This is a genomic window from Streptomyces sp. SID13666 (genome assembly GCF_010548325.1).
In the GTDB taxonomy this organism is placed as follows: domain Bacteria; phylum Actinomycetota; class Actinomycetes; order Streptomycetales; family Streptomycetaceae; genus Actinacidiphila; species Actinacidiphila fildesensis.
The window spans coordinates 76,953-84,869 of sequence record NZ_JAAGLX010000037.1 but is presented as its reverse complement, the minus strand read 5'-3'; the positions used below and the strand labels follow the sequence as shown (position 1 = coordinate 84,869).

The window sequence follows — 7,917 nt, the reverse complement described above, 5'->3', positions numbered from 1 at the left end:
GGCTGCGCGCCACCGCCCTGGTCGGCGCCGCGCACGTCGCGAGCATGGGCGTCAAGCGGGTCGTCCGCCGGCCCCGTCCCCGACTGCCCGGCGCGCGGCCCCTGGTGAACACCGCGGGCCGGCACAGCTTCCCCAGCTCCCACGCGGCGTCGTCGGCCGCCGCGGCCGTCGCCTTCGGGGCGCTGCTGCCGGGACCGTTCCGGCTGTTCGGCCCGTTCCCGCCGCTGGCCGCCGGGATGTGCGCGGCACGGCTGGTCGTGGGCGTGCACTACCCGAGCGATGTCGCCGCCGGCGCGATGCTGGGCGCCGCCACCGCCCGGATGGGCCGGGCCTGGTCGCTGCGGGGCGGAGGACTCGATGGCTGAGCCCACCTCGGCGGTACTCGACGACGTACCCAGGCCACCGCGCGCCGTCCCCGCCGCCGGGATGCTCCGTACCGTCGCGGGCCTGCCGGGCGGTCTGGTCCGAACGGCCCGGCCGCGGCAGTGGGTCAAGAACGGCCTGGTGCTCGCCGCCCCCGTCGCCGCCGGGCGGCTGCTCTCCCACCACGGGCTGGTCCAGCTCGGCATCGTCTTCGTGCTCTTCACCGCCTGCGCGTCCGCCGTCTACCTCGTCAACGACGCACGCGACGCCGACGCCGACCGGGCGCACCCCGTCAAGTGCCACCGCCCCGTCGCCAGCGGCCGGCTCCCGGTGCCGGTCGCCTACGCGGCGGGCGCGCTGCTCGGCGTCCTCGCGCCGGTCGCCGCGTACGTGCTGTGCAACGCGGCGACCGCCGGGCTGCTCGCCGCGTACCTCGTCATGCAGCTCGCGTACTGCCTGCGGCTCAAGCACGTCCTCGTCGTGGACCTCGTCGTCGTCACCACCGGCTTCCTCATGCGCGCCATGGCCGGCGGTTTCGCCCTCGACATCGACCTGTCCCGCTGGTTCCTGATCACCTCGGGGTTCGGCGCGCTCTTCATGGTCGCCGCCAAGCGCTACTCCGAACTGATCCTGATGTCCGGCACCGAGGGCGAGGCCGGCGCCTCACGGTCCCTGCTCACCGCGTACACCACCGGCTATCTGCGGTTCGTCTGGCAACTGGCGGCCGGCGTCGCGGTCCTCGCGTACGGCATGTGGGCGATGGAGACCGGCGCCGTCGCCACCGGCTCGCTGCCCTGGCGGCAACTGTCCATGATCCCCTTCATCCTCTCCGTGCTCCGCTACGCCGTTTTTGCCGACGCGGGTGCGGCCGGCGCGCCGGAGGACGTGGTGCTGCACGACCGCCCGATGCTCGTCATCGCCCTGGGCTGGGCGGCGCTCTACGCCCTCGCGGTGGCCGAGCTGTGACGGACGGGCCGCGGCGCGGAGCGGAGCACGGCACCGAGCGCGGCACCGGTTCCGTCCTGCGCTCCGAGATCCTCGGATTCGCGCTGGCCGGCGCCGCCGCCTACGCCGTCGACCTCGGGCTGTTCATCTGGCTGCGCGGCCCCGGCGGCTTCGGCCCGCTCACCGCCAAGGCGCTGTCCTTCCTCGCCGGTTGCACGGTCGCCTACGCCGGCAACGCGCTGGGCACCTACCGCGGCCGCCCGCCGTCCGTGAGCCGCGCCCGGCAGTACGGCATCTTCTTCGCGTTCAACGTGGCGGGCGCGGTGGTACAGCTCCTGTGCCTGGCACTGTCGCACTACGTCCTCGGGCTCACCACCCCGCGCGCGGACGTGATCTCGGGCGCCGGCATCGGCATGGCACTGGCCACCGCGCTGCGTTTCTGGGGGACGCGGACCTTCGTCTTCGGACGGCCGGGACCGTCCGCGGCCCCGGCCCCGTCCCGGGAATGCGCGCGCTGACGGAGGGTAGGCGCGCAGACATGGAGTGGATCACATGGAGTGGCTGACGAAACTGCGGTGGATCGGCCCGTGGATCGCCCGGCTGATGCGCACCCACGCCTGGCGTTCCTTCGAGCACCTCCAGGAGGTGCACTGGAGCCGGCTGGCCGCGGCCGTCACGTTCACCAGCTTCCTCTCCCTCTTCCCGCTGATCACCGTCGCCGCGGCGATCGGCGCGGCCCTGCTCTCCGACCAGCAGCTCCAGGACCTCCAGAAGCAGGTCTCCGAGCAGGTCCCGGGCATCTCCGACCAGCTGAACATCAACGGCCTGGTGGAGAACGCCGCCACCGTCGGCCTCATCGCGGGCGCGCTGCTGCTCTTCACCGGCCTCGGCTGGGTCGCGTCGCTCCGCGACTGCCTGCGCGCGGTCTGGGAGAAGGACGACGAGGACGAGAACCCGGTCATCGGCCGGCTCAAGGACGGCGGGATCCTGCTCGGCCTCGGCGCCGCCGCCATCGTGTCGCTGGCCTCCTCCGCCTTCGCGACCGCCGCCGTCGGGTGGGCCGCCGACGCGCTCGGTCTCGAACACAGCAGCCCCGGCCGGTTCCTCCTCACCGCCGCGGGCTTCTGCATCGCCGTCGTCGCGGACTTCGTGCTCATCGTCGTCCTGCTCACCCTGCTGCCCGGCGTCGAACCCCCGCGCCGCCGGGTCGTCGTCGCGGGTCTCATCGGCGCCTTCGGCTTCGAGATCCTCAAGCTGGTCCTCAGCGGCTATCTGCAGAACGTCGCCGCCAAGAGCATGTACGGCGCCTTCGGCGTCCCCGTCGCGCTGCTCCTCTGGTTCAACTTCATGGCCAAACTGCTCCTCTTCTGCGCCTCCTGGACAGCCGTCCCGCCCAAGGACGACCCCGCGACGGCGCCGGAGCCCGCCACCGAGCCGAAGCCCACGGAAGACCACCCCGGAGCCGTCCACCCCGCCTGAACCCGGAGCCGCCCGGCCAGAACCCGCCGGCCCGGACCGTCCCGCCCGGGGCCGTCCCACCTGGTCCGGATACGCTCCCAGGCAGGCAGCGCCCGGCCGCGACCGGGCGGCGAGCACCACGGACGGGGAAGCGCATGAAGGTCCTGATCGCCGGCGGAGCCGGCTACATCGGCAGCACGATCGCGTCCGCGTGCCAGGATGCCGGGATCACTCCGGTGATCGTCGACAACCTCGTGACCGGCCGCCGGGAGTTCGCCGCGGGCCGCGCGTTCTACGAGGGCGACATCGCCGACGGCCCGCTGATCGACCGGGTGTTCGCCGAGCACCCCGACATCCACGCCGTCGTCCACTGCGCCGCGCTGATCGTGGTCCCGGACTCCGTCGGCGACCCCGTGGGCTACTACCGGGCGAACGTCACCAAGAGCCTGGACTTCGTCGGGCACCTGCTGCGCAACGGCTGCGAGCGGCTGATCTTCAGCTCCTCCGCCTCGATCTACCGGGCCGGTGAAGATCTGACCGTCGACGAGGACTCCGCCATCGACGCGCAGAGCCCGTACGCGCGGACCAAGGCCGTGTGCGAGGTGATGTTCGCCGACATCTCCGCCACCCAGCCGATCCGGACGCTCTCCCTGCGGTACTTCAACCCCATCGGCGCCGATCCGAAGATGCGCACCGGCCTCCAGCTGCGGCGCCCCAGCCACGCGCTGGGCAAGATGATCGGGGCCCTGGAGGAGGGCGTCCCCTTCGAGGTCACCGGGACCGACTACCCCACGCGTGACGGGTCGGGCATCCGCGACTACATCCACGTCTGGGATCTCGCCGCCGCCCATGTCGCCGCCCTGCGGAAGTTCGACACCCTTCTCACGGGCACGACCAGGTCCACGGTTATCAACCTCGGCACCGGCACCGGAACGACCGTGCGGGAGCTCGCCGACGCGTTCAACGCCGTCGTGGACACCCCGGTCACCGTCGTCGAGACCGGGCGCCGCCCCGGTGACGTCGTCGGTGCCCACACCCGCAGCGACCGCGCGCGCCGGCTGCTCGACTGGCAGCCCGAGTACTCCGTCACCGACGGCATCCGCCACTCCCTGCAATGGGCCGGCCTGCGCGACGAGTTCCTCCGCCCGCAGGCCTGACCCCCCGATCCCGGGGGGCGGGGTCAGTCGGTGGTTCCGTCGCGCGACTTGCGGCGGGAGGGGCGGGAGTCGTCCGGGAGGGTCAGGGCCGGGGTGGCGCGGCGGCGGCGTACCAGGAGGACGGCGGCGGCGATCAGGGCCAGCGCCCCGGCGGCGATGCCGGCGAAGGTCCACACGCCGTGCGAGCTGGACGTGCCGGCGACCGTGGCCTGCGCGGGGCCCTTCGTGTCCGGGTCCGGGGCGGGGGCGTTGGCCTTGGCGGCGCTCCGCGTCGGGACCAGGGTGCCGACCGGCTTCACGGTGGGGGCGGCCTTGAAGCCCCAGTCCAGCAGGGCGGCCGTCTCCTTGTAGACCTCGTTGCTGCCCGCGGCCGGGTGCATCACGGTGACCAGCAGGGTGCGCCCGTCGCGTTCGGCGGCGCCGGTGAAGGTGTTGCCCGCGTTGGTGGTGAATCCGTTCTTCACCCCGAGCAGGCCCGGGTAGCGGCGGACGCCCAGGCCGGTCAGCAGGCGGTCGGTGTTCTGTATGTCGAAGGTCGAGCGCGTCTTCGACGGCTTGCCCGTCTTGAGGTCCTTGTACTCGCCGGGGAACTTGGCGACAGCCGTCGCGCAGTACTCGCGGAAGTCCGGGTTCTTCAGCCCCGACCGGGCGAAGAGCGTGAGGTCGTAGGCGCTGCTGACCTGCCCCGGCATGTCGTAGCCGTCGGGCGACACGACATGCGTGTCGTCGGCCTGCAACTCCTTGGCCTGGGCGTTCATCTCCTGCACGGTCTTGTCGACGCCGCCGTTCATGGTGGCGAGGACGTGCACGGCGTCGTTGCCCGAGTGCAGGAAGACCCCGAGCCACAGGTCGTGGACCGTGTAGCTGAGCTTCTCCTTGATGCCGACGAGGCTGCTGCCCTCGCCCATGCCGCTCAGGTCGGAGTCGGCGACCGTGTGCACCTGGGTCTTCTCGAATTTGGGCAGCACGGTGTCGGCGAACAGCATCTTCAGGGTGCTGGCGGGAGCCAGTTGCCAGTGCGCGTTGTGCGCGGCGAGCACCTCACCGGTCTTCGCGTCCGCGACGATCCACGAACGGGCGGTGAGCTTCGGCAGCGGCGGACTGCCGGCGTCCGGTTCCACCTGGGTGCCGGGCACCCCGAGCCGGTCGCCGCCGACCTTCGACATGGTGGCAGGAGGCACCGGCTCCTGCGTTCTGCCGTCCGCGTGGGCAGGGGACGCGAGGAGCGGGCCGGACACCAGCGCGGCGGCGCACAGGACCAGCAGGGAACGGCGGAAGGCGGGTGCAGGCTTGGACACCAGGCGAACGTACAGTCCTGGTGGCGGAACGCGCGCCCTTCGGTTGTCCTGCGGACGGGTGAGGATTCGCACGCCCCTGACGTGGAACCATCCGGACCCCCTCGGCCGTTGCCGTGCGGGAGTCTCCATACTGGGTGTATGAAGCTCAACCGCCCCGTCTCCTGGTTCCTGGTCGCCTTCGGCGTGTGGTCCTGGATCGTCTGGACCACCTTCGTCAAGAATCTGTGGAAGGACGTCAGCGGGCTCGCCTTCGACAACGGCTCCCCGACCGCGTACTTCTGGGTGCATCTGACGCTCGCGATCACCTCGTTCCTGCTGGGAACGGCGATCGGCGCGCTCGGGCTGCGGTCGCTGCGGATCCTGAAGCGCGAAGCCGCCGGGACCACGGCCGGGACCGATGCCGGTACGGCCACCGGGACCCATGTGGGTACGGCCGCCGGGTCCGATGCCGGTACGGCCGCCGGGTCCGATGCCGGGTCCGATGCCGGGCGGCACCCCTCCGACACGGCCGCCGTTTAGTGATCGTCGTCTTCGTCCTGGGCGGGCTGGCCGTCCTGGCGCTCTTCGCCGCCCTGCACCGTTACCTGTGGCGGCGCCTGGTCCGCGATGTGTCGGCACCCCGCGGCCGGTACCGGCGGATCGGGACGGTGCTCGCCTTCGTCCTCCCGCTGACCAGCCTGGGCGCGCTGATCGGCGGCCGCGCCCTGCCGCTGGCGGGCGAGCGGTGGCTGGCCTGGCCGGGCTATCTGTGGCTCGCGGTGCTGATCTATCTGACGTTCGCGCTGCTGGTGGGCGAGGCGGTACGGCCCCTGCTGCGGCGCGCACTCGACCGCCGGGCGGCCCGGACAGCACCGGAGGAAGCGGTTCTGGTGGCGGTACCGGCAACGGCAACGGCACCAGCACCGGAAGCGACGGCCACAGCTCCACCGGCGGTCCCGGCAGTAACCGACGAGCCCGCCGCCGCCACTCGGCGGCAGTTCGTCGCCCGCACCGTCGCCGTCGCGGCCGGTGCCGCGGCCGCCGGAACCGTCGGCTACGGCACGTACGGCGTCCTGCGCGGTCCCCGGCTGAAGAACGTGACCGTACCGCTCGCGAAGCTGCCCGCACGGGCGGACGGTTACCGGATCGCGGTGGTCAGCGACATCCACCTCGGCCCGATCCTGGGGCGGGCGCACACCCAGCGGATCGTCGACACGATCAACGGCGCGCGCCCCGACCTGGTGGCGATCGTCGGCGACCTGGTCGACGGGACCGTGGCCGACCTGGGGCCGGCCGCCGAGCCGCTCGCCCAGCTGCGGGCCCGGCACGGCTCGTTCTTCGTCACCGGCAACCACGAGTACTTCTCTGGCGCGGCACCGTGGGTCGACTTCGTCCGGGAACTGGGCGTGCACCCGCTGGAGAACGCCCGGGTGGAGCTGCCCGGCTTCGACCTCGCGGGCGTCAACGACATCTCCGGCGCGGACCACCACGCCGCGCCGGACTACGGCAAGGCGCTCGGTGACCGGGACCGCACCCGGGCCGCCGTCCTGCTGGCGCACCAGCCGGTGATGATCCACGAAGCGGTGAAGCACGGCGTGGACCTGCAGCTCTCGGGACACACGCACGGCGGCCAGCTCTGGCCCGGCAACTACATCGCGGAGCTGGCGAACCCCACGGTGGCGGGGCTCGACCGGTACGGCGACACCCAGTTGTACGTGACCCGCGGCGCGGGCGCCTGGGGCCCGCCGGTACGGGTCGGGGCGCCGTCGGACATCACCATCGTGAAGCTGGTGTCACTGCGCGCGTGACGCCCGCTTCGCGGCGCGCTTCGCCGCCCGCTTGACGGGTGCCTTCGCGACGGGTTCGGCGGCTGCGGGTCCGGTGCCGGCCGCGGGAGCTTCGGTGCCGGCCGTACCGGAGGTCTTCGCGTCCCCGCCGCCTCCCGACGACTTCTGGGCCGAGATGAACGTCGGCAGGATGAAGTCGTGGATGAGCCCCTTGGCGTCCCTGACCAGCGGCCGGAACACCCGGTAGCGCGAGAGGCTGACGACCTTCGCCACCAGCGGGGTGCACCGCTTGACGAAGTTCCGGGTGCGTTCGGTGTCGTCGGTGCGGTCGAAGACCCAGTACAGCACCACGATCATGAGGTGCAGCCACAGCAGGTCCGGGAGGAGTTCGGCCAGTTCGGCGTCGAGCTTGGGGGCCAGGTCCGAACCGTTCAGCACCTCGTCGAAGATGGCGACGGCGGTGGCGCGGGCCGGGTGCGACTCGTTCGAGAACGGGCTGAGCGGGCTGTCCGGGTCGGCCGCCGTGCGGAAGAACTGCGACGCGAACTCGTGGTACGGCGCCGCGCAGTCCACCCACGAGGTGAGGGCGATCTCCAGGCGCTTGGAGAAGTCGGTGACGCCGGCCATCTTGGCGTGGGCGTCGGCCGCGTGCTCGTGCGTCATCCGGTCGTAGAAGCCCTGGATCAGGTATTCCTTCGACGCGAAGTAGTAGTAGGCGTTGCCGACCGACACCCCGGCCTCGGTCGCGATCGCCCGCATCGTCGTCTTGTTGTAGCCCCGCTCCTGGAACATCCGCATCGCGGTGTCCAGGATGAGCGCCCGGGTCAGCTCGCTCTTGTCGGTCTTCGGTCGCGCCCGGCCGCCTGGCAGTTCGGCGGCCGGGGCGGCGTCGTCGGACGGGCGGCGGTCAGTGTCTTCCACGAGGGTGAG

8 protein-coding genes and 1 pseudogene are annotated in these 7,917 nt (G+C 72.2%); 7 read left to right on the top strand and 2 right to left on the bottom strand.

The window, feature by feature from the left end:
* The 5 genes from G3I60_RS33445 to galE all read left to right on the top strand — a co-directional run.
* Positions 1 to 365, top strand: a 365-nt coding sequence (locus tag G3I60_RS33445) for a phosphatase PAP2 family protein (RefSeq protein ID WP_164608100.1), incomplete at its 5' end; no start/stop codon positions are given.
* Positions 366 to 426: 61 nt separating this feature from the next.
* Positions 427 to 1,329 (top strand): decaprenyl-phosphate phosphoribosyltransferase, encoded by a 903-nt coding sequence (locus G3I60_RS33440; protein ID WP_239070585.1) that lies wholly within the window; start codon positions 427 to 429, stop codon positions 1,327 to 1,329.
* Positions 1,330 to 1,385: 56 nt separating this feature from the next.
* A complete protein-coding gene (locus G3I60_RS33435; RefSeq protein ID WP_232484747.1) occupies positions 1,386 to 1,826 on the top strand; it encodes a GtrA family protein in 441 nt (146 codons plus the stop codon).
* A 34-nt stretch (positions 1,827 to 1,860) separates the two neighbouring features.
* Complete coding sequence (locus G3I60_RS33430) at positions 1,861 to 2,787, top strand: YihY/virulence factor BrkB family protein (RefSeq protein ID WP_138352258.1); 927 nt, start codon at positions 1,861 to 1,863, stop codon at positions 2,785 to 2,787.
* Between the two features lie 134 nt (positions 2,788 to 2,921).
* Entirely contained in the window at positions 2,922 to 3,923 is a 1,002-nt protein-coding gene (gene galE, locus G3I60_RS33425) for a UDP-glucose 4-epimerase GalE (protein ID WP_164294961.1), read from the top strand.
* Positions 3,924 to 3,946: 23 nt separating this feature from the next.
* Here the strand turns inward: galE and G3I60_RS33420 are convergent, their stop codons facing one another.
* A complete protein-coding gene (locus tag G3I60_RS33420) occupies positions 3,947 to 5,221 on the bottom strand; it encodes a D-alanyl-D-alanine carboxypeptidase (RefSeq protein ID WP_343241246.1) in 1,275 nt (424 codons plus the stop codon).
* A 138-nt stretch (positions 5,222 to 5,359) separates the two neighbouring features.
* Here G3I60_RS33420 and G3I60_RS33415 point away from each other — a divergent pair.
* Together G3I60_RS33415 and G3I60_RS33410 are read left to right on the top strand one after the other, a co-directional pair.
* Positions 5,360 to 5,593, top strand: a pseudogene (locus G3I60_RS33415) (SCO4848 family membrane protein); the annotation flags it as partial.
* A 146-nt stretch (positions 5,594 to 5,739) separates the two neighbouring features.
* Positions 5,740 to 7,008, top strand: a complete 1,269-nt coding sequence (locus G3I60_RS33410) for a metallophosphoesterase (protein ID WP_164294959.1) — start codon at positions 5,740 to 5,742, stop codon at positions 7,006 to 7,008.
* On the opposite strand, the gene G3I60_RS33405 is transcribed toward G3I60_RS33410, so the two are convergent.
* Positions 6,994 to 7,908: a TetR family transcriptional regulator gene (locus G3I60_RS33405; RefSeq protein WP_343241245.1), complete on the bottom strand. Its 915-nt coding sequence runs from the start codon at positions 7,906 to 7,908 to the stop codon at positions 6,994 to 6,996. The two genes, G3I60_RS33410 and G3I60_RS33405, sit on opposite strands and share 15 nt — an antisense overlap.
* Positions 7,909 to 7,917 lie beyond the last annotated feature (9 nt).